29 protein-coding genes are annotated in these 23,789 nt (G+C 41.8%); 24 read left to right on the forward strand and 5 right to left on the reverse strand.

The features are described from left to right. Window positions 1-51 precede the first annotated feature (51 nt). From ACJROX_RS02720 to ACJROX_RS02730, 3 genes are all read right to left on the reverse strand, one after another. Entirely contained in the window at window positions 52-1,092 is a 1,041-nt protein-coding gene (locus tag ACJROX_RS02720; protein ID WP_408009247.1) for a sensor histidine kinase, read from the reverse strand. Continuing rightward, complete coding sequence (locus ACJROX_RS02725) at window positions 1,085-1,780, reverse strand: response regulator (RefSeq protein WP_408009248.1); 696 nt, start codon at window positions 1,778-1,780, stop codon at window positions 1,085-1,087. The genes ACJROX_RS02720 and ACJROX_RS02725 overlap by 8 nt, the downstream gene beginning before the upstream one ends. Before the next feature lie 128 nt (window positions 1,781-1,908). Further along, window positions 1,909-2,781: a GyrI-like domain-containing protein gene (locus ACJROX_RS02730; protein WP_408009249.1), complete on the reverse strand. Its 873-nt coding sequence runs from the start codon at window positions 2,779-2,781 to the stop codon at window positions 1,909-1,911. Between the two features lie 441 nt (window positions 2,782-3,222). On the opposite strand from ACJROX_RS02730, the gene ACJROX_RS02735 reads away from it, so the two are divergent. The 5 genes from ACJROX_RS02735 to ACJROX_RS02755 all read left to right on the forward strand — a co-directional run bounded on the left by ACJROX_RS02735 (window position 3,223) and on the right by ACJROX_RS02755 (window position 9,328). Beyond that, window positions 3,223-4,197 carry a tripartite tricarboxylate transporter substrate binding protein gene (locus ACJROX_RS02735; protein WP_408009250.1) on the forward strand — a complete coding sequence of 325 codons (975 nt, stop codon included), beginning with the start codon at window positions 3,223-3,225 and terminating at the stop codon, window positions 4,195-4,197. Between the two features lie 197 nt (window positions 4,198-4,394). Further along, window positions 4,395-4,844, forward strand: a complete 450-nt coding sequence (locus tag ACJROX_RS02740) for a tripartite tricarboxylate transporter TctB family protein (RefSeq protein ID WP_408009251.1) — start codon at window positions 4,395-4,397, stop codon at window positions 4,842-4,844. An 11-nt stretch (window positions 4,845-4,855) separates the two neighbouring features. Continuing rightward, a complete protein-coding gene (locus ACJROX_RS02745) occupies window positions 4,856-6,367 on the forward strand; it encodes a tripartite tricarboxylate transporter permease (RefSeq protein ID WP_408009252.1) in 1,512 nt (503 codons plus the stop codon). A 30-nt stretch (window positions 6,368-6,397) separates the two neighbouring features. Further along, entirely contained in the window at window positions 6,398-7,906 is a 1,509-nt protein-coding gene (gene tcuA / locus ACJROX_RS02750) for an FAD-dependent tricarballylate dehydrogenase TcuA (protein WP_408009253.1), read from the forward strand. 57 nt (window positions 7,907-7,963) lie between these two features. Then, complete coding sequence (locus ACJROX_RS02755) at window positions 7,964-9,328, forward strand: SLC13 family permease (protein WP_408009254.1); 1,365 nt, start codon at window positions 7,964-7,966, stop codon at window positions 9,326-9,328. 369 nt (window positions 9,329-9,697) lie between these two features. Here the strand turns inward: ACJROX_RS02755 and ACJROX_RS02760 are convergent, their stop codons facing one another. Then, window positions 9,698-9,883, reverse strand: a complete 186-nt coding sequence (locus ACJROX_RS02760) for a hypothetical protein (protein WP_408009255.1) — start codon at window positions 9,881-9,883, stop codon at window positions 9,698-9,700. A 201-nt stretch (window positions 9,884-10,084) separates the two neighbouring features. Between ACJROX_RS02760 and ACJROX_RS02765 the strand changes: the two genes are divergently transcribed. From ACJROX_RS02765 to ACJROX_RS02795, 7 genes are all read left to right on the forward strand, one after another. After that, window positions 10,085-10,642 carry a sigma-70 family RNA polymerase sigma factor gene (locus ACJROX_RS02765; protein ID WP_408009256.1) on the forward strand — a complete coding sequence of 186 codons (558 nt, stop codon included), beginning with the start codon at window positions 10,085-10,087 and terminating at the stop codon, window positions 10,640-10,642. Next, window positions 10,632-11,693 (forward strand): DUF4030 domain-containing protein, encoded by a 1,062-nt coding sequence (locus ACJROX_RS02770; RefSeq protein ID WP_408009257.1) that lies wholly within the window; start codon window positions 10,632-10,634, stop codon window positions 11,691-11,693. The genes ACJROX_RS02765 and ACJROX_RS02770 overlap by 11 nt, the downstream gene beginning before the upstream one ends. A 126-nt stretch (window positions 11,694-11,819) precedes the next feature. Then, window positions 11,820-12,335 carry a hypothetical protein gene (locus tag ACJROX_RS02775; protein WP_408009258.1) on the forward strand — a complete coding sequence of 172 codons (516 nt, stop codon included), beginning with the start codon at window positions 11,820-11,822 and terminating at the stop codon, window positions 12,333-12,335. 109 nt (window positions 12,336-12,444) lie between these two features. Then, window positions 12,445-12,870 carry a cation:dicarboxylate symporter family transporter gene (locus tag ACJROX_RS02780; RefSeq protein ID WP_408009259.1) on the forward strand — a complete coding sequence of 142 codons (426 nt, stop codon included), beginning with the start codon at window positions 12,445-12,447 and terminating at the stop codon, window positions 12,868-12,870. After that, window positions 12,830-12,961, forward strand: coding sequence for a hypothetical protein (locus tag ACJROX_RS02785; RefSeq protein WP_408009260.1), 132 nt, complete (start codon window positions 12,830-12,832; stop codon window positions 12,959-12,961). Before ACJROX_RS02780 ends, ACJROX_RS02785 begins: the two co-directional genes overlap by 41 nt. Then, complete coding sequence (locus tag ACJROX_RS02790; protein ID WP_408009261.1) at window positions 12,915-13,346, forward strand: dicarboxylate/amino acid:cation symporter; 432 nt, start codon at window positions 12,915-12,917, stop codon at window positions 13,344-13,346. Before ACJROX_RS02785 ends, ACJROX_RS02790 begins: the two co-directional genes overlap by 47 nt. Before the next feature lie 2 nt (window positions 13,347-13,348). Next, window positions 13,349-13,678 (forward strand): dicarboxylate/amino acid:cation symporter, encoded by a 330-nt coding sequence (locus tag ACJROX_RS02795; RefSeq protein WP_408011560.1) that lies wholly within the window; start codon window positions 13,349-13,351, stop codon window positions 13,676-13,678. A gap of 110 nt (window positions 13,679-13,788) precedes the next feature. On the opposite strand, the gene ACJROX_RS02800 is transcribed toward ACJROX_RS02795, so the two are convergent. After that, a complete protein-coding gene (locus tag ACJROX_RS02800; protein ID WP_408009262.1) occupies window positions 13,789-14,241 on the reverse strand; it encodes a CHRD domain-containing protein in 453 nt (150 codons plus the stop codon). A gap of 171 nt (window positions 14,242-14,412) precedes the next feature. Between ACJROX_RS02800 and ACJROX_RS02805 the strand changes: the two genes are divergently transcribed. From ACJROX_RS02805 to ACJROX_RS02860, 12 genes are all read left to right on the forward strand, one after another. Next, window positions 14,413-14,880 (forward strand): hypothetical protein, encoded by a 468-nt coding sequence (locus ACJROX_RS02805; RefSeq protein ID WP_408009263.1) that lies wholly within the window; start codon window positions 14,413-14,415, stop codon window positions 14,878-14,880. Between the two features lie 312 nt (window positions 14,881-15,192). Continuing rightward, window positions 15,193-16,074 carry a phosphatidylinositol-specific phospholipase C/glycerophosphodiester phosphodiesterase family protein gene (locus tag ACJROX_RS02810; RefSeq protein ID WP_408009264.1) on the forward strand — a complete coding sequence of 294 codons (882 nt, stop codon included), beginning with the start codon at window positions 15,193-15,195 and terminating at the stop codon, window positions 16,072-16,074. Between the two features lie 123 nt (window positions 16,075-16,197). Continuing rightward, window positions 16,198-16,839 carry a YczE/YyaS/YitT family protein gene (locus ACJROX_RS02815; protein WP_408009265.1) on the forward strand — a complete coding sequence of 214 codons (642 nt, stop codon included), beginning with the start codon at window positions 16,198-16,200 and terminating at the stop codon, window positions 16,837-16,839. A gap of 147 nt (window positions 16,840-16,986) precedes the next feature. Then, window positions 16,987-17,655, forward strand: coding sequence for a GntR family transcriptional regulator (locus ACJROX_RS02820; RefSeq protein ID WP_408009266.1), 669 nt, complete (start codon window positions 16,987-16,989; stop codon window positions 17,653-17,655). Window positions 17,656-17,698: 43 nt separating this feature from the next. After that, window positions 17,699-18,409, forward strand: a complete 711-nt coding sequence (locus ACJROX_RS02825) for a DUF2848 family protein (protein WP_408009267.1) — start codon at window positions 17,699-17,701, stop codon at window positions 18,407-18,409. 2 nt (window positions 18,410-18,411) lie between these two features. Next, window positions 18,412-19,209: a carbon-nitrogen family hydrolase gene (locus ACJROX_RS02830; protein WP_408009268.1), complete on the forward strand. Its 798-nt coding sequence runs from the start codon at window positions 18,412-18,414 to the stop codon at window positions 19,207-19,209. Between the two features lie 16 nt (window positions 19,210-19,225). Next, the gene (locus ACJROX_RS02835) at window positions 19,226-20,215 is read left to right on the forward strand and encodes a TRAP transporter substrate-binding protein (RefSeq protein WP_408009269.1); all 990 of its coding nucleotides are present in this window, start codon (window positions 19,226-19,228) and stop codon (window positions 20,213-20,215) included. A 95-nt stretch (window positions 20,216-20,310) separates the two neighbouring features. Further along, a complete protein-coding gene (locus ACJROX_RS02840; protein ID WP_408009270.1) occupies window positions 20,311-20,769 on the forward strand; it encodes a TRAP transporter small permease in 459 nt (152 codons plus the stop codon). After that, entirely contained in the window at window positions 20,766-22,040 is a 1,275-nt protein-coding gene (locus ACJROX_RS02845) for a TRAP transporter large permease (protein ID WP_408009271.1), read from the forward strand. The genes ACJROX_RS02840 and ACJROX_RS02845 overlap by 4 nt, the downstream gene beginning before the upstream one ends. A 100-nt stretch (window positions 22,041-22,140) precedes the next feature. After that, complete coding sequence (locus ACJROX_RS02850; protein WP_408009272.1) at window positions 22,141-22,914, forward strand: 2-keto-4-pentenoate hydratase; 774 nt, start codon at window positions 22,141-22,143, stop codon at window positions 22,912-22,914. 235 nt (window positions 22,915-23,149) lie between these two features. Continuing rightward, window positions 23,150-23,275, forward strand: coding sequence for a hypothetical protein (locus ACJROX_RS02855; RefSeq protein WP_408009273.1), 126 nt, complete (start codon window positions 23,150-23,152; stop codon window positions 23,273-23,275). A gap of 77 nt (window positions 23,276-23,352) precedes the next feature. Further along, window positions 23,353-23,508 (forward strand): hypothetical protein, encoded by a 156-nt coding sequence (locus ACJROX_RS02860; RefSeq protein WP_408009274.1) that lies wholly within the window; start codon window positions 23,353-23,355, stop codon window positions 23,506-23,508. Window positions 23,509-23,789: the final 281 nt, after the last annotated feature.

Genomic DNA, 23,789 nt, shown 5'->3' on the forward strand with positions numbered 1-23,789 from the left:
TTTGATTTGATAGACCTTATTATAAAAAGGAGCAGCCTCTTTTTCCTTCGATTACCCTAACAAATGACAAAAGCATGTGACATATTTGTCACACCCTAAGATGTTCACGAATTCATTTCTTTTCGGAAACGTTAAAGTGAAGGTTGATCCTGATCCGAGCTGCGAGTCTACTTGAATATCGATCAATAAAGGGTCTGCCACTTTTTTAGCAAGGTACAACCCCATGCCTGTCGATCCACGATCATGATGATGTTTCGTAGAAGTAAACCCTTTATCAAATATCCGGGGCAGATCCTTTGGATCGATTCCTCGACCGAAATCTTTCACCTGCAGGATCGTTTGCCCTTCTTGATGATAGCTGTAGATAAGGATTTCAGATGCCTCGCTATATTTGACAGCGTTCGTCAACAGTTGTCTGAGGATGAAAGACAGCCATTTTGTATCGCTGAGCACTTTCGTTTCTTCTAATTCGATCTCAAATCCTAGCCCTTTTTGAATACACCATGTTTGTATCGTCTTGATTTCATTGAAAATTAACGGTTCCAATTCTAACTGCTCGATGAATAGATCATTTTCAATAAAAGGGATGCGTTTTTGATGGAGCTGTCGATCGAGCAGCAAATGGATACGAAGCCATTCATAAGTCAGGTGAGCTTTCAATGACTGATCCTCCAGGCGCTCTATCATCAAATGCATGGCTGTCAATGGTGTTTTGACTTCATGGATCCAAGATAATAATTCATCCTTCTCTTGTTCCAACGCCATTCGATTTTCTGAAGCTGCTTTTTTCAGCAGTTCTGCCTGGTCTGTCATGCTTTTTTCGATGATTCTTTCAAAAGGACTGGATGCATTCGGGATATCAGTGGTATCAAAATGGTTTTCCCGTTCTTCTAAAGCTTTATAAAATATCGTTTCCTTCTTAAAGCGAATGATCAGGAAAATAGAAAAGAGAAGGATCGATAAAAAGACGATATAAATGATGGATCCGACTGGGATCGCCGCATCGATATAGGCGATGAAAAGAACAAGGAGTTGCAGCGATACAAATAGAAGAATCCAGCTGCTCCTTTCTTTTAAATAGGTCTTAAGCATATGGATTTTCCTCTTCAGTTGCAATGTACCCCTGTCCAACTTTCGTTCCGATGAAATGGCCTAATCCAATCTCATCCAGGCGTTTCCGCAAACGGTTTACATTGACTGTCAAGGTGTTATCGCTTATATAACGTTTATCATCCCATAAACTGTTGATTAACTTTTCTCGGCTTACAACTTTATTTTTTTGTTCGATCAGCAGCTTTAAAATAAACATCTCATTCTTTGTCAATTCGATCGATCCTGCCTCTTTGCTTACTTTATTCTTCTCATAGTCAACCGTTGCACCGCACCACGTTTTAAGGGTGACCTGTTCCGTATTATAGTTATAAACGCGACGCAAAATCGCTTGTATTTTTGCAATAAGCACGTCAAAATGAAAAGGTTTCTGGATGAAATCATCAGCACCCAGCTGCATGGACATGACCATATCAGTAGGATGATCGCGTGATGATAGAAATATGATCGGAACCTTTGAATGGGACCGGATCATACGGCACCAATGAAAGCCATCGAATTTCGGCAATTGGATATCAATGATTACTAAATGAGGCTTTATCTTTGTAAATTCTTGCAACACATCATTGAAATCTGTAATCCCATACACCTCATAGGACCACTGAGCCAGCCGATCCTTGATCTCTTCATACAACGTTACATCATCTTCAATTAATAATAGTTTAAACAACCGCATCACCATATTATTTGTCTTCAGCTTAAAGTGTAAATCAAAACCAGAAAGTGTGCTATATGGTTTTTTTGATCAGCTAGGTTGATTCATCACAAAAAGAGCTGCATGAACAGCTCTTTTCAAGTTTACTTCTTTAAAACAGGTATCCATATTTCACTTTTAAAAGTTGGAGAGGAAACATCTTTATCTGCATTCCACAGTATTTCTGGACCTTCTTTTTGTTCATAGTTGGAAGATGGGAACCATTCCGAATAAATGCGTCCCCAAATATCTTGAAGAGTTTCAGGGAATGGGCCGATCGATTCGAATATAGCCCATGTCGAGGCAGGAACTTGTAATTGTGCCAGATTATCGGGGCATTTTTTCGTTGTTGCCGCACCTATATAATGATCAAGTTCCCCCTTTTCCTCCATTCGTCCTTCAGAAAAGTTCGTAGACGCTTGAATCAGTCCCAAAGGCTTAACATCTGAAAGTTTCTTGAGATTATTTATCTTTTCGTCATTTAATGTTTTCCACATTGAGGCAATCTCTGGATTGACGCCATGGAAAATAATGGATACTCTCTTTTTGATGCCAACTATTCGAAACGCATCTTTCTCTTCAATTCGGTAGTTCATTTCAGTTCCTCCTTTAATCGATAACTGGATGGTCATACGTGGAAAGGATTTGAGTGAATGGCCATTATTTCTGGCTGCTGAGGGTGTTAGACCATGTAGGTTTTGAAAGGCTCTTGCAAAAGAATCTGGTGAGTTGTACCCATATTTAATGGCGATATCGATCACTTTTACATTGCTTTCTCTTAGCTCGAATGCGGCAAGAGTAAGGCGCCTGCGGCGGATATATTCTGAGAGAGTGATCCCTGAAAGGAAGGAAAACATCCTTTTGAAATGATATTCCGAGCAATAGGCACGTCTTGCAACTTCTTTAAAGTCGATTTCGTCCGTTAGGTTTTCCTCGATATAGGCAATTGCACTGTTGAAATTTTTCATCAAATCCATTGATATGACCTCCTTCATCAATAGATTAGCAGGAGTTGAATGTACCCATCCGACATTCTGTGCCCACTTATGCAGGGTTTTTCTTATTATAAATTTTAGCATGGAAACAGCGGCGCTGGGTTTTTGGTTGCCATTTTCCAGGATTGTTATTGAAAATTCCAGAATTACGTGCAAAATTTCTAGGATTTTATCCGAAATTTCTAGGATATTCAATGAACAGAGCAATAGGAGCATCCAAATTTCTTCAACCTGGAAAAACCAATTAGTAGGATTTTGTGAGGCAAAAAATCCATACGTTATCGAATAACTAGGTATTCCGTGAACAAAATGAACAAAAAGTTGTTTAAATTTTTAAAAAACAATATTTTGGAAACGTTTACATTGAAAATTTCAAAAGGTAGGATGTCTATAATAAATCTTTCTCTTAGGGGTGTATCACGTATGAAAAAGCTATCGGTATTATTGCTCGTTGTTTTACTTTTATCAGCTTGTTCGTTAGGTAGTTCAGGGGCGAATAAAGAGTTTCCGGCCAAGAATCTTGAACTGATTGCGCCTGCTTCACCAGGTGGCGGATGGGATCTGACAGCACGTTCGGTCCAAAAAGCATTGCGGGATAATGATTTAGTCGACAAAAACATCAATGTCGTCAATAAGCCTGGCGGTGGAGGGGAAACTGGATGGAAGTATTTGAAGTCCAAAGACTCTCACCATTTGGCGATCAATTCGAGCTTAGTTTTAACCAATGAATTGCTTGGACAGAGTGACCTGAGCTATGAGGAGTTCACGCCGATCGCTACGCTCGCTACAGAGTGGCAGGCGCTAGCAGTACCAGTTAACTCGGAATATGAATCTGCTTCTGAATTGATGGAACAGTTAAAATCCGATCCAAAGTCGGTCAAGATCGGAGTAGGTCCAGGACTCGGAAACGATGACCATTTATCCATTGTACAAGCAGCTAGTGAATACGGAGTGGATCCGGCGCAGCTCAATTTCCTTGTCTATGAAGGTGGAGGAGATGTCGTAACAGCCTTATTAGGTGGCCATGTCGATGCGGTTACAACTTCACTTTCTGAAGTGAAAGATCAACACCTTGCTGGAAAACTGAAAATCTTGGCTGTTTCCTCTGAAGAAAGACTTGAAGATCTTGATGATGTTCCAACTTGGACAGAGGAAGGCGTAGACATGGTTTTCCCTCACTGGCGCGGAATCATGGGACCTCCGGATATGACTGAAGAAGAGATCGCGTATTGGGATGAAAAAATCAAAAAGATGGTCGAGACCGAAGATTGGCAAAAACTCTTGGAAAACAACAACTGGGAAGATTTTTATAAAGACAGCGAAGAATCGAAGAAATTCATGCAAGAACAGCACGAGTTGTATGAAAAACTCGTCAATGATTCAGGCCTCGTGAATTAAGAGGCTCTGGTGATCGGCGGAAGTGAACGTTTTATCGGCGGATAATTGAGATATATCACGATTATTGAGATATATCAGCGATTATTAAAATTATCGGCGATATCGGTTCGGCTACGGCCAAACCAGCCTAAAAAAGGTGTTGACTCTATGCTCAGATCAGGGTCAACACCTGATTTTTAAGGAAAGGAGCGATTTCCATGAAGGCTATCAAACTAGCTTTTCCAATCGTATTGCTTATCATAAGCGGCATCTTCTTGATTGCATCGTTCAATGTGCCGAAAGCGAATCTGGGGAATCCGAATGGTCCTCTTTATTTTCCGATCGGGCTCAGTGTTCTGATGCTGATTTTCTGTATTGGATATCTTTTTCAAGAGCTGAAGAACCTCCAAAAGGAGGATGAAAATATCAGGCTGTTGATTGCTGGGAGGACACCGAAACTGATTTTCGTGACAGTCCTCCTCGGAATCGGATACGCGTTCATTTTTGAACAGACCGGCTTCCTTATTGCGACAATCCTGTTTTTAGGGGCCTTATTATTTTTCCTTAATGGTGTGAAAAAGTGGAAGGCGAACATCATCGTTTCTCTCTGCTTTTCCTTCATTACTTGGTACGCATTCAGTGAATTACTCGGAGTGAGTTTACCTTAGGAGGTGACCGTATGGATATAAACAGCTTCATCAATGGTTTTATGACATCTTTGGAACCGATCAACATCATGTGGGTGATCATCGGCGGTATATTAGGTACGATCGTCGGCATGCTCCCCGGGTTGGGACCGGCGACTGCAGTGGCCGTACTGATCCCTGTCACTTTCGGGATGGAACCAGTCAGCGCAATCATCCTGATGGCTGCGATTTATTATGGTGCAATGTATGGAGGCTCGCGTAGTTCGATTCTCTTGAATACACCAGGTGATGGATCCGCGATCGCTGCCACATTCGACGGTTATCCGATGGCGAGGAAAGGACAGGCTGGGCAAGCGTTAGCGATATCAGCGGTCGCATCCTTCATTGGCGGGATCATGGCGGTCATCGGGTTCATTTTCCTTGCGAAACCGCTTGCAGATTTTGCCTTGAAGTTCGGTCCGGCAGAGTACTTTCTATTGATGATACTCACATTGTCCGCGATCGTTTCGCTTTCACTCGGGAGGATGGTGAAAGGATTCATCGCGATGCTGCTTGGGCTACTGCTCAGCACGGTCGGCATCGATACACAAACAGGGGTTTACCGTTTTACGATGGGTGTGCCTCACTTGAGTGACGGGATCGATTTCCTGATCGTCATTATCGGGGTGTATGCAATCGGTGAGGTGCTCTACAACTTCCTTACGATTGATCATGAGAAAAAAGAAAAGAAAAAAGTCGGGAAGATCTGGTTCACGAAGGAACAATGGAAAAGATCGAAATGGCCGATCCTGCGCAGCGGACCGCTCGGATTCATCATCGGCGTATTGCCAGGGGCAGGCGGCTCGATCGCATCGATGATCAGTTATTCGACTGAAAAACAAATTTCCAAGAAACCAGAGGAGTTCGGTGATGGGGCAGTGGAAGGCTTAGCTGCACCAGAATCTGCGAACAATGCGGCTTCAGTAGGAGCGATGATTCCGTTGCTTACTATGGGGATTCCTGGCTCAGGAACGACAGCCGTCATGCTCGGTGCTCTTATCATGCTGGGGCTGAGGCCTGGTCCGCTGTTGTTTGAAAACCAGCCTGAAATCGCCTGGACTTTGATCAACAGTATGTTCCTTGGGAATATTGCTTTAGTCATCGTCAATATCCTGCTGGTCGGGTTATTGATCAAGATTCTCGATACACCGGCAAAAGTATTGTACCCAATTATTGTCCTTTTGGCTTTTATCGGTACCTATACACTCAGCTATAATGTGATCGACTTTTTCTTATTGCTCATTTTCGGTGTGTTCGGGCTTTTCATGAAGGTGTTCGATTTCCCGATCGCACCACTCGTTCTGGCTTTGATCGTAGGGTCGGAAATGGAACAGAACTTCCGGAAAGCGCTTCTGTCTTCGAATGGAAGTCTTGATATTTTTGTTGCGACACCAGTTAGTATCGGCTTGGTCGTCCTGACGCTGATCTCTCTTTTTTACCCGCTTGTCATCAAAGCCTTCAAAAAGAAGAAATCGGATAACATTGATCAATCCAGTACGTTATAGAGTTATTCATTAAATAGAGGAGGAAACCGAATGTCTGATCAAAAAACGTATAGTCAAAATTACGATGTCGTTGTCGTGGGTTCGGGGAATGCCGCATTGTGTGCGGCTATTTCCGCTCGTGAAGGCGGGGCTAGCGTATTGGTTTTAGAAAAAGCGCCTGAACATAAGCGAGGTGGTAATTCTTACTTCACTGATGGAGCGATCCGATTCGCTTACAATGATCTCGAGGATATTTTAAAACTGATGCCGGATGTCACAGATGAACAAGCAGAAAAAATCGTCATGCCAGAATATTCGCCTTCAGCCTACTATGAAGATTTGATGCGGGTAAACAGCGGTAAAAGCGATCCGGATCTAGCCGATCAGCTGGTCAACCGTTCGTATGAAACGATCAAGTGGATGAAGGGCCATGGCGTCAAGTTCGAATTGAACTATGGCAATCAGTCCTTTGAAAAAGAAGGCAAGTTCCATTTCTGGGGAGGACTTCCAGTCAAGACCGAGAACAAAGGGATCGGCTTGATGACGAGCCTTTTTAACCGAGTCGAAGAACTTGGCATCGAGATCTGGTATGAATCAGCTGCAAAAGAGCTTAAGAAGGAAGAAGATCGGGTAGCAGGTGTTGTCGTAGAGAAGGATGGTCAATCCCTGGAAGTCAATGCATCTAGTGTTGTCCTTGCCTGCGGGAGTTTTGAAGCGAATAAGCAAATACGCTCTGAACAGATGGGAGACGAATGGGAAGCAGCAATCGTTCGCGGAACAGAATATAACACGGGTGAAGGCCTTTCCATGGCATTAGACGTCGGTGCCGAGAAGTTCGGCAATTGGGCAGGGTGCCATTCGATCGGTACAGACGCGAACGCCCCAAAGGTCGGGGATTTTACAAAACCTGGTGATATTTATAAAAAGCATTCATATCCGCTCAGTATTATGCTGAATAAAGATGGAAAGCGTTTTGTCGACGAAGGGGCGGATTTCCGGAACTATACGTATGCGAAATACGGCAGGGAAATTCTGAAGCAGCCGGACCATGTCGCCTATCAGATTTATGATTCGCAGGTACGTCCGATGCTTCGAAAAGAATACGACCTTGAAGAAGCGACCTTTTACCAAGCGGACCGCCTCGAAGATCTTGTCGACCAGCTGCCCGTCGATAAGGCACAATTTTTAAAAACGATTGAAAAGTATAATGAAGCAGTTCGACCTGGCGACTACAATCCTACTGTAAAAGACGGAAAAGGAACGGAAGGAATCAATCCTCCGAAAACGAACTGGGCTTTGCCGATCGAGAAAGGACCGTTTTATGCATTCCCAGTTACATGTGGCATCACATTCTCATTCGGTGGATTGCGTGTCAGTCCAGAAGGAGAAGTTTTACGTAAGAGCGACGGAACTTTAGATGGGCTGTTCGCTGCAGGAGAAATGGTCGGAGGCATCTTTTATGAAAACTATCCTGGTGGTTCAGGCTTGATGTCGGGCGCTGTGTTTGGAAAATTGGCGGGTGAATCTGCCGCAAAATATAGCCGTCTCATTCGCAAGTAACGAAATGATGGGAAGCCACCTCGATCTGGTGGCTTTTCGACTTCAAGGAGTCTTTACATGGATAAGAAGGTCCTCGTAGGTTCACTATCACTGATTTTATACTTGGTCTTTTTCTTGCCTTTTTTTCATTGGGATATCAAAGTTCAGGCTGCCATCACATTAGTCATCATCCAGATGCTGTGGATCGGCAGGGTGTTCCCGCTTGCGTTCAGTTCGATTCTATTAATCTTGATTCTCTCTTTACATTTTTTCAGTTATGAAGAGACGCTCGCCTATTTCAGCACGGACATCGTCTGGCTGCTCTTTTCCACATTCATCATTTCGCGGGCGTTCATTAGTACGGGGCTTGCAAGCCGGGTATCTCTGAAGATGCTCAAATTGTCCGGCGGGTCAGGCAGGCTATTGATCTTATTTTCTTTCATTTTGATGTTCGTTTTGTCGATGCTTATCCCTTCGAATGTAGGGAAAGGGAGCCTAGTATCCTCCGTCCTTGATCGTTTAGTACAAAGTTTGGATAAGATCCGGCAGACTGAAAAACTGGCAAAATCGCTATTCATCGGGATCGCGTATTTGGTTGCGATTTCCGGGGCTGTGGTTGCGACCGGGGCAAGCTCGACGATCTACACGTTCGGTCTCTTTTCGGAAGTTTCTCCTGATCTCAATTACGTCAAGTGGCTCTATTATTTCATTCCTCCTATTTTCATTTTTGTCCTGCTTTTGTGGCTGTTGTTTATGTATCTATTCCCGCCAGAAAATATCGATCGAAAACTATTGATGCGCTTATTGGATGAAAAAATCGGGGAGCTCGGGAGAATCAGTCTACCAGAGAAAAAAGTGATGGGGATCATGGCGATGACGATCCTGTTATGGGCAACACATAGCTGGCACGGGTACTCTATTTCACTGATCGGTTTGTTGAGTGCAACACTGACCATCCTGCCAGTTGTCGGGGTTTGGAACTGGGAAACGGCGAGGAAGTCGATCGATTGGGACATGATGCTGTTTTTTGCTAGCACCCTGATGGTATCCGGAATGTTGATCAAGACAGGAGCGATCAAATGGATTTCGGATCAGCTCTTGGGCACATTATCCAGCCAATCACCACTGTTGGTCGTTTTTGTGTTGATCATCTGTACCATCCTGTTGAGGATCATCTTTGTCAATATCCTCGGGTTTTTGAGTATCATGATTCCACTAGCGATTACAATTGGCCAGGATATCCCGGATTTTTCACCATTAGTTGTCGCCATGGCCGTATTTCTGACCGGGGTGCCAGGGTTCTTGCTGATCACCCAATCACCGGTCCATCTGATCAGTCATTCTTACGGCTATTTTTCTGAAACAGACCTGCTTAAAGTGGGGATCCCCGCCTCGCTCTTATGGTTCATCGTCATCATGACCTCTGTATTGTTCTACTGGTGACGGTGCCTGGCACCGTTTCAAACCCCAACGGCGCCAACGGTTCCGTTTCGGTGCCAGGCACTGTTTCAAATCCCAACAGCCCCAAGGGTTCCGCTTCGGTGCCTGGCACTGTTTCAAATCACAACAGCTCCAATGGTTCCGCTTCGGTGCCTGGCACCTTCTGAAAACCTTTAGGGCAGAAGGGGAGAATTTTCGTGCCTGGCACCAAATCTTTTAAATCTAGTAAACGTGTCTATACTTTTCGGTTGCTAGATTAATAGAATATAGTATTCCCCCATAGAAAGGAGGGAATACGAATATGAGTTGTTCATGTTCTCAGTCTTTTTCTAGCTCTTGCCGCCATTCACTTAAGAAGTCTTGCTCATGTTCTCATAGTTCATGTTCCAACTCTTGTTTCAGTTCACATTTTTGTACTTGTGAAACTTTCTGTGATTTAAGACCAGGTACGACAGTGACTGTTTCTTTTGGCGGCGGATCCACAATTACTCTGACGTTTTTGTGCTTTGATAAGAAGACTTGTTGTGTAACAGGGCTAGATACGACTACGAACGGCATTGTGACATTTGATTGCCGAACAGTAAAATTTGTCAGCTTTGCCTGACACAACCGCCTCTTTTAATAGACATGATAGGGTTTATCCTATGCCTGATTCGTTTTTATGGATCAGGTTTTTTTACTTTTTTCAATTATTACAGTTTCCTGATGGAATTTATTTCAGATAAAAAAATTAAGCCAAATTGCCGATCCGGTCGTCTAATGAATGAAAACCAAATAGAAAAGAGGGTGAGTCAAATTATCGAGCTGGTAAATGAAGCGAAGAAAGGCGATGATCAAGCTTTCTTGGAACTATTCCAGAAATACGAGATAGATATCTATCGAACAGCATATCTGTATGTCAAAAATCAGGATGATGCTCTGGATGTCGTGCAAGAAACAGCGTATCGGTCTTTCAAGAAAATCAACACGTTGAAAAACCCCGAGTTTTTCAAAACATGGCTGATTAAAATCACGATAAGTTGCGCGATCGATCTGTTAAGGAAACAACAGAAGGTCATTCATCTGAATCCAAAATACACAGATAACATCCGCTCAAAAGACGAAGATATTCCGCTGTCGATCTCCTTGCAGGAATTGATTGAGACCCTGAATGAAAACGAAAAACAGATCGTGCTGCTGAAATACTACTACGGTTACAAGTTGAACGAGATAGCTGATATTGTCGAATCACCTTTAGGTACAGTGAAATCCGTTTTATATCGGGGGCTGGATAAACTCCGAAAAAAAGTCCAAAAGGATGATGTATATGAACAATAAATTGAAGCATGAATTAGAGAAGATCAAAATCCCGAAAGAACTACATAATCGGGCGAAAATGGGGGTTGAAAATGCGAAAGCCGAACTGAATAACAGCCAGGGAGTGAATAAGCGGGCCAAAAACGGATGGTTCTCTAAAAAAGCAACTTATGTTTGCACTGCTGTCGTCTTATTCGTCGGGTTGTTCATCGCTTCAGCTTTCGTCTCACCTGTCATGGCGAAGATGGCCTCGAAGCTTCCATACTTAGGCCAGATATTTGAATCCGATCTTGTTGTCAGTGACATTGCTGAAGAATTGGAAAAAATGGATTATCCAATCTCAGGAGTCGGGGTATCATATCAGGATGGAAAAGAGATTAGTATTCGGATCAAAGGCTCTGAAGAATATTTCAACGAGATAAAAGAAGAAGTTGAAAAGACAGCCTACCATATCCTTGGTTCCAGGAACTATGATGCCTATACAGTAAAAGTGAGCCGGGCCGAAGTAAATGAAGAATTTATGAAAATGAGTGAAAAAGACCAAAAAAGACTAGAAGAAAATGAGTTCTTGCACAAGAAGATCAATGACGAATTGGAAAATCAGGGATATGACATTCTTACATTGAGTATCACCAATAACAAATTTGATCGAGGAATACTGGTTGAGGTCCCAGATACAGAGTCTGAGGCACAACTTGATAAGATTGAAGCATTGATCAGTAATGTGGTCAAAACGAATGACATCGAGACATATCCTGTTGAGATCAAGAAGGTCGATCTCGAAAAAAGAGAACAAGAAGCCAGATGGGCAAATATACTTCATCTCGTTGGGGAAGACCTGCTAGGTAAAAAGGTTTATAAAATTACAGGGTTAGCCTATTCCGTACACCCTGCCCCCGAGATCATCTTCAAATCTTCGGTCAAAAGCACGGACCCAGATGCTAAGGAATACGGCGAAGAGATGGAAAAAGTCATCGAGGATTTCCTGAACTCGGAAGAAATGAAGGATAAGGTGAAAGGTGATTCTTACACAATTACAATACGAAGTAAGGATCAAAAGAAGCTCAACTGAACAAAAATGTATAAAAGGACTGTCAGAATAGGGCAGTCCTTTTATTTTGGTATTTATCATAACGAATGAAAATAACCAAAAAGTGGTAAGATGTATAAAAACTTCTCTAAGTGTAGAAAGAGTGGAATGGCAATGAATGATCCTACTATTTTTGATAATTTAAAAGTGGCCTTTGAAAACTATGTATATGACCTCGATAATATGAGCGGAGAAGTAACAGTCAGCAATCGGACAGATAAAATGGAGATGGCCTCGATGTCCAGAGCCTTCAGCCTTCAGTTCATCCTTTCCGATCAACAGGATGTCACAGCAGAAATTTTCTTAGCATCGTCACTCGAAGATTTATCGGCGGAAATCATGGATTCTTCAGGGGAAAATCCAGGCTGCACACTATTGATCCGCTTTTATAAGGAAATAGAAGATGTGCAGAACGATTGCGGACAAATCGAACAGATCATGCAAACCATCTGGGATCAACGCCCGCTCACTCAGACGATTTCCTTCGATTATAGCCCTGATCAGACCAAGTTTATGAACAAGATTGAAGTGGGGTTCAATCGTAAAATCAACGAAGATCAAATCCAGGATATCCCTGCATTGATCGATCATGTGTTGGAAACGTTGGTCCAGCTGAATGGATGACTTATGGACCCTGAACAAGCTGTTTCCTTGACATGATAGAAGATATCATGCACCTTAATCCCTACTAATTGTATGAGTTTAATATGACTTGTAGGGAGGGAGAATTCAAATGAAAAGACTGATACGGGGTTACTTGAATACCTCTTTAATTATCATGATTACCGTCGCACTAATTCTTGGGATTTTTACTGGTATTCTTTTTGGTGAACAATCAGCAGTCTTGGCACCACTAGGTGAACTGTTGCTTCGTCTGCTTCAATTTCTTATCATTCCTCTTGTTTTATTTACCTTGATCGTCGGTGTGAACATGACTCGATCACGTCATCTGGGGCGGATGGGTTCGAAGGTATTCCTTTATTATGTAGTAACTTCAGCTGTCGCAATAATCGTAGGCTTGACTGTTGGATGGATTTTTGAACCTGGAGCGGGTCTTTCACTTGAAACAGATGAAACGGTGGAAGTGCCAGAGAAACCCCGGTGTCATCAATGTCCTTTTGAACATTGTTCCGAGGAATATTATCAGCGCTTTCCATGAATTGAATTTACTTGGGATCATCTTCACTGCCCTTGCATTCGGTCTTGCGATCCGGATTGAGGAACTCGGAGCAGCATGCCGAGTTAGGTGAACATGTCTATAAAGTGATTCAAGCATTGAATGAAGCAACGTTTAAAATCTTGAAGGTCATCCTGTATTACGTTCCAATCGGTATTTTTGCGATTCTAGCCGAAACAATCGGTAAGCAAGGTCTTGAGACGATCTTGTCTTTAGGGAACATGATTGTGGTCCTTTATATCGCATTATTCGTTCAAGTCGGGATCTACCTGCTTTTACTGGTGCTCTTCAAAACGAATCCTATTGAATTTTTCAAATACGCACGTACGCCGATGATAACCGCTTTTGCCACGCAAAGCAGTTCTGGGACACTTCCTTTGACTCTTGATGCAGGTAAGAATTTAGGACTTTTTCAAAAGGCCTTTATAGTTTTAGTCTTCCATTGGGGGCGACGGTGAACATGGACGGGGCTGTAATACGTATTGCCATATCTGCAGTCTTTGCAGCTAACTATACTGGCATGTCTCTAAGTTTTACGGATATGCTTGCGATAGTGATCGTCGGAAAGTTAGCTTCGATCGGTACTGCAGGTGTTCCAGGCGCTGGCATTATCATGATTGCAACAGTGTTTGCACAGGTCGGTCTTCCAATGGAAGTTGTAGCGTTATTGACAGCTGTCGATGCACTCGTTGGAATGGGCTGTACGGCATTGAATGTAACCGGAGATCTTGTCGGTACAACGCTGATTGACAATACTGAGAAAAATAAGCCTGAACAAATAGATGCTTAGACTTGAGGACTGTCCAACACATATGGTGGCAGTTCTTCTTAGTTTAAACTTTTAAATAATGAAAATGAAGAACACCTCTAATAAATTGGAGGTGTTTTTTGAAGGGTATATTAGAAACTCGGCCGTTTTCGTACTGGAATGATTTGTCCCCTGATTTCACCCTCTGGATTTTGTTCAGTGTATACATTGATATAAGTAAGCCCTTCATCCATAAGAAGGATCAAGTCACTTACATTATCTATGCCTTCATCATTACTAATAATATTTTTATCTGTAATAATACCCACTATAAGCCCTTTTTGGATACCTGTACTGGATTGCTCTTCAAATGAAGAAAGCTCATCTCCTTTTAAAAAGACTGCCGCTTGGCCGTTTTGTCCGATAGCACCGAAATGGATATGTGCTTGTACGAAATTGTGGATGTCATCCACTTTGAAAATGAACCTGATTTTGGTTTTATCACTATTTGCAACCAACTTAGCCACCCCGAAAGCGTCTGTATCCACTACTGGAACTTGATTATTGCCGCTCAACCTAACGTTATACTTTTGCAAATTTACCACCTCCTGAACTGCAAAGGAAACTATATTATCTTATTCAGGAGGTAGACAGGTTGTATAGTTGAACGTACCGATTGTCCATTGAATAATGAAGAATGGACACAGTCACATTCGCCCAATACTTTCATATAATGTGTAAAATGAATCCAGCTCAGGGACAGGGGGAGGGTATAGATGAAATTCACAGTGCAGTATATCCCGCTGAGTAAGATAAAGCCAGATTTATCAGTGAAAATCACCGAACATATCAAGAAACTTCAGTATCTGATGTGGGATTGCATGTATATCTTGGTTGTGAAGAGGAACCGGGCAGACGGTAGTTATACCCTTTTGAGTGGAAGGGAACGCTACGATCACTTGCGAAACCAGACGCGGAACGTTTATGCCCCTTGTATTGTTGATGACAGCGATCCATCGTGTGTGAAAGCGATCATTTTACGAATCCGAAACAAGCAGCCATTGGACGATTTTCCGCTGGCACCGAAAAGCTGGTCGATCGTGCGTGCATTCCTGAAAAAAGAACCACGTTTTCAAAAACTGTCCCGCTACCAGCAGATCAAAGTTTTGTTATTAGGCGCCAGGTATAAGCGAACCGTAATTCTATCGATGCAGAACCGGGTGAATCAGATTCTCAAAGAGTAAGTTTTTTTAAGGTAAAAGTGTAATTCTACACAAATATTGGATAACTTTGTTTATTTATTGGTAAAGAACTTGAAAATATTGGTAAAGAGCCAAACTATATTGGTAACGAGCTGAATATGCGGGAAACCGTGTTTCAGCATCCAAAAATCTTCTTCCGTTTAAAAGTTCTGCTGTTATGCTAGCAGAACTTTTTCATTGATTATTACGTTGTAAATTGGATTTAAAGGTTTAGTTAAGTATTAAGAATAATATTGAATTTGAATCGGGCTCCTATAGTATTAAATGCGAACAAACTATAGGAGGTCAAAAATGATGAAAAATTGGTTCTTAACGTTCACCTTCGTCGTTACAGCCTTTTTAATGATATTTTCAACTGTAGCGGCTGTTGATGCAAAATCCTCAAAGGAAGAATCGTCTATTCAGCCTCTTTCTAAAGCTCACGCCCATAATGATTACTGGCACGACCGACCGTTGTTGGATGCATTGGATCATGGTTTCACCAGTGTGGAAGCCGATGTATGGCTGAAAGATGGGGACCTTTTTGTTGCTCATGATGAAGAAGAGATCCAGCCAGGACGTACATTGGAATCTCTTTATTTAGACCCATTGATGGAGACTGTCAAGAATAACCAAGGGTCGGTCTATCCAGGCTCCCAGCAAGACTTCCTCCTCTGGATCGATATTAAATCTGAAGATGAAGCTACATACCGTGAATTACATGAACAGCTTCATAACTATCAGGCTATGCTTACGAAATTTGTACCATCAGGCGTAAAACCTGGTTCTGTAACCGTGATCGTTTCAGGAAACCGTCCCCGTAGCTTAATGGAGGAACAGAAAATCAGATATGCTACGTATGATGGACGGATGAGCGATCTCGGTTCCGATGTCAGCAATAAGTTCATGCCGGTGATCAGCGACAATTGGAATAACCATTTCTCATGGACTGGAGAAGGGGAGATGCCGGAAGATGAAAAGAAAAAGCTGGAAAGGATTGTTTCCACAGCTCATGAAAATGGGCAGATCGTCCGATTCTGGGCAACTCCAGACAGCGCTTCGGAAGAAAGGAAAGCAGTATGGAAGGAACTATTGGACACAGGAGTCGATTTGATTAATAGTGATGATCTTTCAGGCTTACAGGAATTCCTTGAAGAAAATGATCCTGACCCTACCCAACCTCATATCAATTGGTAAAATAGTGTTTTTAACTATCCAACCCCTTTTTTAAAAAGGGGTTTTTTGATACTAATCAATTGTATTAAACGCTATTTTAAAATAAAATGAAATAACTTAATATTTTGAAAGAAGGCGCAACATATGAAACTCCGCGTGCAAACTCCTTTTTTTATCCTTGGGCTGATCATTTTCAGCTATGGGATTTCGACAGCGATCCAAGTGCAGCATTTGGGGGTCCATCCATGGGATGTACTGAACATCGCTTTATTTGAAAAATTCGGCCTTACAATCGGGACATGGGCTGTTCTGGTAGGGCTGTTTCTTGTCATCGTCTCCTTCTTTTTGGATCGGAGCTACATAAACATTGGGACTTTTCTGAATGCTTTAGCTGTCGGGCCGCTGGTCGACTTGTTCCTCTATCTCGAAATTTTTCCGAAATCATCTTCCATTTTTACTGATGTCCTTGTCTTGATTCTGGGGATTGTCCTGATGGGAATTGGAGGAGGGATGTATTCGGGAGCAAGGATCGGTGCTGGACCACGGGATGGTTTCATGCTTTCGATATCCGACAAACTTGGAATGTCGATCAGCCGGGTCCGTATCATGGTTGAAAGCATTGTGCTCCTATTGGGATGGCTGCTGGGCGGACCTGTCTTCATTTTCACATTCGTCATTACGTTCATCCAAAGCCCGATCTACCAATATGCTTATCTGATGACGACGAAATGGGGAAGTAAGCTTTCTGAACCTTTAAAACCGAAGAAGGATGTCCGATCAGCATAAAATCTGTTAAATGAACTGTCGATTTAATCGGCAGTTTTCTTTTTGGTTAAAATTACCGAATAGGTAGTTTACTGTTAATATTGACATTTCTGAAAATTATACTGTATTATGTACAATGTATACATTATACATTTAGAGAGGTTTTTTATGGAAAATTTTAAAATGAAACCGGTTAAAAAGAAAAAGACGACGAAGGAAATCGTTTACGAACAAATCAAAAATGCGATTCTGACAGGTATGATTCCAAAGCACGAGATGCTGACGGAGACATCACTCGCTGAAACGTTAGAAACATCACGGACACCGATAAGAGAAGCTGTTTCTGAGTTGCTTAAAGAAGGGCTATTGGTCCATATACCCAGAAAAGGCTTCAAGGTGAGGGAAATAACGGAAAGTGAAAAAGACCAAATCATTTTCCTGCGCCGTTCTATTGAGGCAGAAGGTTTAAGGAATTTGGCTACAGTGGTCACTAAGGAACAAATCCAACTACTTAGAGAAATTGTCAATAGTCAAGAAGAAGCCATGACAGCTAATAATCGTATCAACTATATCGAACTAGACCAATTCTTCCATAGAAAAATCTTAGAGTTTGCAGACCAAAATCTGTTAGAACAAATTCTAAAAGAGGTTTATAATCTTACACGGTTGATCGGTCACACTGCCTTGATGAAGGAAGGCCGAATGGAGGAAGTCATCCGGGAACATAAAGAAATCATCGACGCTTTAGAAGCCCATGATGCTTCAAAAGCAAAAGAATTGATGATCGGTCACTTAGAAAAGACTTGGGAAACAGTAAGATCCGTTGAAAATAACTAAGCTTATCATTACAACAATGTAAGCGTTAACAGGTGGGGGAATTATGAATTATACAGATGAAAAGAAAAAAAGTAACCCTTTTATAGTGGAAATTGAGGGCGAAATGAAGGAACTTGAAATCAATAAAGCATATTGTATCGGTTATGCAGGGAGAATTAAAGAAAAAACGTGGGAGCATGTAAAGGAACTCGCTGAAATTGGCGTCCCAGAACCTGAAGAAGTCCCTTCACTATATCCAGTCAGCACAAGCAGTTTAAGCCATAGGCAGAACATTGAAGTAATCGGTGATAAAACGAGTGGTGAAGCTGAGATCGTATTGATATTCGGTAATTCTTCAAATGAGGTCTATGTCACAGTTGGCAGTGATCACACCGACCGCTCACTTGAGACCGTTGACATCAATAAATCGAAACAAGTGTGTGACAAACCATTCGCTGCCAAAGCATGGTCGTTTGAAACGGTAAAAGGCCATTGGGACCAGTTAGAGTTGTCTTCACAAATATACTTGAATGGTGAATGGGTCGACTACCAAAAGGATACGATTGACGCGATCCTACCTTACGAAGAAATAAAAGAATACTTGATTCAAAAAAATGTTCCGCTCCAGAATAGCATCGTATTTTCTGGGACTGTCCCATTATTGGATGGATTCAAATACGGAGACAAGTTCAGAATGGTATTCTCGGATCCTACAAATGGTGATCAAATAACGGCTGAATACGAGATCAATAATTTAATTGATAAGGGGGTGTAAGGATGAAGTTTTCTCTATACCAAATGGATATTTTCCCAGGTGACCCGGAAAGAAACAGACAAAAAGTCAAGACGTGGATTGAGAAAGAAGTGAATGAAAATGCACCTGATACGGTTGTCCTGCCAGAAATGTGGACGACTGCTTATACTTTGGATGAATTAGATGGGTTAGCTGATCGTGATGGTGAACCTACGTGTAGCTTTTTGAAAGAATTGGCAGCTAAATATGAAATCAATATCATCGGGGGTTCGGTAGCGAATCAAGTGAAGGGCAGAATCTACAATTCTTCTTTCATTTTCAACCGTAAAGGTGAGCAAGTTTATCAGTACGATAAGGTACATCTTGTACCGATGCTGGATGAGCCAAACTTCCTAACTGGAGGAGAAAAAGCGGCGGAAGTCTTTGAACTTGATGGTGTCAAGATGGGCGTCATCATTTGTTATGACTTGCGGTTCCCTGAGCTTATCCGTTCGTTAGCCATCGAAGGCGCCCAAATCTTATTCATTGTTGCAGAATGGCCATTAGCACGCCGAAGTCACTGGATGACCCTTCAAAAAGCAAGGGCTATTGAAAACCAGATGTACGTGCTGTCCTGTAATCGGATCGGCTCCTATGACGGTGTCGAATTCAGTGGTACCTCAATGGTGACTGACCCGTGGGGAGATGTATTGATAGAAGGTAGGGTCGAAGAGGAAGAATCCCTATCGATTGTGCTCGATTTAGAGAAGGTTAAAAAGGTTAGAACTGATGTACCTATTTTCACAAGCAGGGTACCTCAATTATATAAAAAAGAGTTATAAGGGGAGGAAATGATCAATGAAGGTTAAAAAATTAATGACAGTCAGCTTGTTTGCCTTGTTGCTTGTCGTTGCGACAGCTTGTTCCGGCGGTGGAAGCGAAGGTGATAGTGTAACGCTCAAGCTCGCGCATTCAGGTTCTGATTCTCATCAGTACAATATTGCAGCTGAAAAATTCAAAGAGTTGGTTGAAGAAAAGACTGGCGGCTCTGTAAAAGTGGAAATCCATGGAAACGCAACGCTTGGAAGTGAAGCAGACGTGATCGAACAGGTCATGGATGGTTCTGTAGATATGACGACTGTCGCAGCAGATAGTTCTTTTGCAAATACAGTTCCTGAAATGAATGTTTTCGGAATCCCGTATCTATTTAATGATACAGAACATGTTTATAGTACATTGGATGGTGAAGTTGGAAAAGAGCTATTGAGTCTAGTTGATGAGCACAATATGAAAGGGCTTGGCTATTGGGAAGTAGGTTTCAGACATTTAACGAACAATAAAAAAGAAATCAAAACACCTGAAGACGTAAAAGGACTGAAAATACGAGTGCAGCCGGCTCCGGTTTGGGAATCTCACATGAAAGCCTTAGGAGCAAGTCCGACTCCTGTCGATTTTAACGAACTATATTCTGCACTTGATCAAGGTGTGGTAGATGGGCAAGAAAATCCACTACCTACGATCGACTCTATGAAGTTTTACGAGGTACAAAAACATGTAGCATTAACTGCTCACACCTATTCTCCGGCAATCGTCGTCATGAGTAATAGTGCTTGGGACAAGCTCGATGAAGAACAACAAAAGCTTGTACAAGAGGCAGTTTCAGAAACTAGCAAATACCATCGAGAAACACTTGCTGAAAAAGCACAGGAAATCCAAAATAAGCTTGAAGAGAATGGGGTAACCTTCACTGAACCAGATCGTGATGCATTCCGTGAAGCGACCCAGAACGTAAAAGACGCTGTTAGTTCACAGGTACCTGAAGATTTGATCAATAAAATCAAACAATAATTACTGTAGGGGATGACTCTTTTGAACAATGTGCCCGGCACTCCAGTCAGGTCCTTGTGAGTCGATCCCCTATTTTAAAGAAAGGGGGAGGCTGTATGGTCTTCAATAAAATAGATGCCTTTCTAGGGAAACTGCTTGAAGTCATCATTACAATCTGTTTGTCAGCTACTGTAGTGATCACTTTTTTACAAGTCATATTTCGTTATGTATTGAAACAGCCTCTGAGCTGGTCGCAGGAAGCGTTAATGATCAGTTTTGTCTATAGTGTCTTGTTTGGTGCCGCGCTAGCTATCAAAAATCGGGATCATCTGACAGTGGATATGCTGGAAAATGCTCCAAAACTTTTATCTAAAATTATGGAGATTATTGAATTCATCGTTGTAGGGATCGTAATCGTGGTCCTTCTTTACTTCGGTTATCTTCTGGTGATGGACAATTTTGCATCAGGGCAGATTCTTGGGATATTACCTATACAGAAAGCTTATGTATATCTAGCCGTACCGCTGAGTGCCCTATTTATGATCTATTACCATATTAAGAAGGTGTTTACATGATTTGGCTAGTTGTACTATTGTTTCTATTAATACTCATACGAATCCCGATTGCCTTCGCACTAGGGTTCATTTCTATTCTTGGGATTTTCCTCGCAGATCCAGGGCTGCTTACCAATGTTCCGAGAAAAGTGTTCAGCGGGGTAAATAACTTCACTCTAGTAGCTGTACCATTGTTTATCTTGGCTGGCGAAATCATGTCCAAGGGTGGTATTTCGAAGCGCTTGATCAATTTTTCAAAAACACTTGTAGGTCCACTTCCAGGAGGTTTAGCTATGGTCGTGGTTCTTGCGAGCATATTCTTTTCTGCATTGACTGGGACGGCGATAGCTGCTGCTGCAGCGATTGGCGGCATGATGATTCCAGCTATGAACAAAGAGGGATATGATGTCAGGTTTTCATCAAGTTTAGTGGCGACATCGGCAACAATCGGACCAATCATCCCGCCAAGTATCGTCTTGATTTTATATGGAGTAATCGCAAGTGTCTCTATCGGGGATCTATTCATAGCTGGGGTCATTCCTGGTTTGTTAATGGGTATTGGTCTCATGGCTTACAGTTATTACGTAGGGAAAAAAGAAGGATACCGTTCGAGTGATCGAAGAGCCACATTAAAAGAGGTGGCAATCGGTGCTAAGGATGCTGTACTCGCTTTGATCATGCCGGTAATCATCATCGGGGGGATTGTTTCAGGGGTATTCACACCAACTGAATCTGGTGTCATAGCTGTCGTTTATGCCTTGATCATCGGGATGTTCGTATATAGAGAGATCTCTTTAAAAGACCTATGGCCAATCATGCTTGAAACAGCGAAGACAACGGCAGCGATTGTCTTTTTGATCGGAAGTGCTTCACTTTTTATCTGGTTCTTATCTTTCAACCGAATCCCGAATCAATTAATTGAGATGATGGGGAATGTTTCTGAGAACCCGATTTTATTGTTACTTATTATTAATCTAGTCTTGTTACTTGCAGGTACATTTATTGATACGATCAGTGCTGTCTCTATTTTCACACCATTGTTCCTACCATTGATATTGGCTGGCGGTATTGATCCAGTACATTTCGGTATAATTTTAGCTGTCAACCTTACAATCGGTATGGTCACACCACCATTAGGAGTATGTTTGTTTGTTACTTCTTCTATTGCAAAGATAGGTGTACCGAAAATGTTTAAATATTTGTTTCCGCAAATTGCAATTCTGATATTAATACTTTTAATTATCACTTATATCCCGGAAGTAATCCTTTTCCCTGTTGAATTATTCAAATAAATAGGGTTATAGTTTTAAAAAAGGCACCACATTTAGTGGTGTTTTTCCTTTATACTCTAGGTCATGCCTTAATTTAAATAGAAAGGGTGCTATATCCATCATGACTAAAACTGAGGAAATCGTAACATCACTTTTGACAGCGCATAGGGAGAAAAGAAAGCTTCCTTCTATTAATACAGACGGATTTCCAACAAAGGACTCATTGTATGAAGTCCAACAGGAATTCATTCACCGAGTAACCGGTAATCAGGATGATCCCGTTAAAGGCTATAAAATCAGTTTGACGAACAAAAGTCTTCAAAAGATCTTCCATACAGACGCTCCCGTATACGGAACGTTGACAGATCAGTCTGTCGTAAAAGATGGAGTATTGAGCAAAAAAGAGTTTTTCGATCCACTTGTCGAAGCAGAGCTGCTGTTTGTAATTACGGAAGACATTCCGCCGACAGCGGGGTCAGAAGAAATTCTCGAGAATTGTCTGATTGCACCTGGGCTTGAAATTCCAGATTGCCGTATTGAAGATTGGTTTCCGAAAATCTCAATTGGAGAACTGATTGCAGATAATGCGGTAACCGGTAAAGTAGTGGTCGGTGAGCTGAAAAAAGTGACACCTGCAATACCGCTGGACAACATCTCTGTAAAGGTTTATCACGGGGATGAAGAGGTGGCTGAAGGGCCTTCCTCTTATGTATTGGATAACCCGTTGAATGCGGTTATCTGGTTAAAGGATACGTTAGCTTCACAAGGTAAAAGTCTGAAGAAAGGTATGATGATTTCATCAGGAACCTTCTTCAGTCCATTTCCATTAGAGCTTGGGACTTATCGTGCCGTATTCGATCATTTCGGTGAGGTTGAACTGAAGGTAGTAGAATAAAAGATTGCTAAAGGCCTGTCGGCGTATGAACGGCAGGCTTTTTTATATACAGTGGGGAAAAGTGATAGAAGTGAAAAGAAGAACACACACAAAAAGTGAGTTAATTGGTTCTAGTCTGGTCCGATGGCGATCTTTCTTAGAAAAAATCTACATTATTGAAACCGAACAGCATGAAAAACGTAAAAATACTAAATGATGGAACTCTGTGATCTGGTTTATAAAAGGAGTACGGGAAATGGGAAATCGAAAAAAAGATAATCAAAAGGATAGCTGGGTTGCTGATTTTTTGTTCGTCATACCAGAACTGATTATTTATCCTATAAAATGGGTATTTAGAGGAATTTTTACGCTCATTAAATAAAATAGAAATTGAAAAGCATTTGAAGCAAGAGAGACTTATAAAACAGAAACCGCAGCAAAGAATAGGAATGAGAAGACATGAATGATAAAAAGCTTGTTATATATACGATACTCGGAAATTTCAGTTTGGCTGTTTTAGCTTTCTTAGCGATCGCGCACTTCATTTTGACTGAAAATGTATCTCGTTATGATCACTGTCCTGCTCTGCCTTGGAATCGTCATGGATTATATTAAAGATTTACAAAAAAGAGCGACTGTAGATAAAAAACTAAAACGGTTAGGGTACACCACGTAATCCATCACTGCCATGGTCGGTTTCCTCCTATTGATATTCAAGACCGACTTATTTGCCTGATTATTTTCAAGACCTCCACTATGGGGGTCTTTTTAATGAATGTAACTAGAATCCTCTTAAGCTCTAAATCCATTGCGGCGATGCCAGAATCTTCGTTGACTTAAGGTTTTTCTCACCATTTTTTAATGTTGGAGACGTATAATGAAGCTGAATGAATTGA

Source organism: Pseudalkalibacillus sp. A8 (assembly GCF_045920555.1).
GTDB lineage: Bacteria > Bacillota > Bacilli > Bacillales > Fictibacillaceae > Pseudalkalibacillus.

Coding starts and splice junctions, on each gene's coding strand:
- ACJROX_RS02720 (WP_408009247.1), bottom strand. CDS start 1,092: ATGCTTAAGACCTATTTAAAAGAAAGGAGCAGCTGGATTCTTCTATTT.
- ACJROX_RS02730 (WP_408009249.1), bottom strand. CDS start 2,781: ATGGATTTGATGAAAAATTTCAACAGTGCAATTGCCTATATCGAGGAA.
- ACJROX_RS02735 (WP_408009250.1), top strand. CDS start 3,223: ATGAAAAAGCTATCGGTATTATTGCTCGTTGTTTTACTTTTATCAGCT.
- ACJROX_RS02740 (WP_408009251.1), top strand. CDS start 4,395: ATGAAGGCTATCAAACTAGCTTTTCCAATCGTATTGCTTATCATAAGC.
- ACJROX_RS02745 (WP_408009252.1), top strand. CDS start 4,856: ATGGATATAAACAGCTTCATCAATGGTTTTATGACATCTTTGGAACCG.
- tcuA (WP_408009253.1), top strand. CDS start 6,398: ATGTCTGATCAAAAAACGTATAGTCAAAATTACGATGTCGTTGTCGTG.
- ACJROX_RS02755 (WP_408009254.1), top strand. CDS start 7,964: ATGGATAAGAAGGTCCTCGTAGGTTCACTATCACTGATTTTATACTTG.
- ACJROX_RS02760 (WP_408009255.1), bottom strand. CDS start 9,883: ATGCCGTTCGTAGTCGTATCTAGCCCTGTTACACAACAAGTCTTCTTA.
- ACJROX_RS02765 (WP_408009256.1), top strand. CDS start 10,085: ATGAATGAAAACCAAATAGAAAAGAGGGTGAGTCAAATTATCGAGCTG.
- ACJROX_RS02770 (WP_408009257.1), top strand. CDS start 10,632: ATGAACAATAAATTGAAGCATGAATTAGAGAAGATCAAAATCCCGAAA.
- ACJROX_RS02775 (WP_408009258.1), top strand. CDS start 11,820: ATGGCAATGAATGATCCTACTATTTTTGATAATTTAAAAGTGGCCTTT.
- ACJROX_RS02780 (WP_408009259.1), top strand. CDS start 12,445: ATGAAAAGACTGATACGGGGTTACTTGAATACCTCTTTAATTATCATG.
- ACJROX_RS02795 (WP_408011560.1), top strand. CDS start 13,349: ATGGACGGGGCTGTAATACGTATTGCCATATCTGCAGTCTTTGCAGCT.
- ACJROX_RS02805 (WP_408009263.1), top strand. CDS start 14,413: ATGAAATTCACAGTGCAGTATATCCCGCTGAGTAAGATAAAGCCAGAT.
- ACJROX_RS02810 (WP_408009264.1), top strand. CDS start 15,193: ATGAAAAATTGGTTCTTAACGTTCACCTTCGTCGTTACAGCCTTTTTA.
- ACJROX_RS02815 (WP_408009265.1), top strand. CDS start 16,198: ATGAAACTCCGCGTGCAAACTCCTTTTTTTATCCTTGGGCTGATCATT.
- ACJROX_RS02820 (WP_408009266.1), top strand. CDS start 16,987: ATGGAAAATTTTAAAATGAAACCGGTTAAAAAGAAAAAGACGACGAAG.
- ACJROX_RS02825 (WP_408009267.1), top strand. CDS start 17,699: ATGAATTATACAGATGAAAAGAAAAAAAGTAACCCTTTTATAGTGGAA.
- ACJROX_RS02830 (WP_408009268.1), top strand. CDS start 18,412: ATGAAGTTTTCTCTATACCAAATGGATATTTTCCCAGGTGACCCGGAA.
- ACJROX_RS02835 (WP_408009269.1), top strand. CDS start 19,226: ATGAAGGTTAAAAAATTAATGACAGTCAGCTTGTTTGCCTTGTTGCTT.
- ACJROX_RS02840 (WP_408009270.1), top strand. CDS start 20,311: ATGGTCTTCAATAAAATAGATGCCTTTCTAGGGAAACTGCTTGAAGTC.
- ACJROX_RS02845 (WP_408009271.1), top strand. CDS start 20,766: ATGATTTGGCTAGTTGTACTATTGTTTCTATTAATACTCATACGAATC.
- ACJROX_RS02850 (WP_408009272.1), top strand. CDS start 22,141: ATGACTAAAACTGAGGAAATCGTAACATCACTTTTGACAGCGCATAGG.
- ACJROX_RS02855 (WP_408009273.1), top strand. CDS start 23,150: ATGGGAAATCGAAAAAAAGATAATCAAAAGGATAGCTGGGTTGCTGAT.
- ACJROX_RS02860 (WP_408009274.1), top strand. CDS start 23,353: ATGAATGATAAAAAGCTTGTTATATATACGATACTCGGAAATTTCAGT.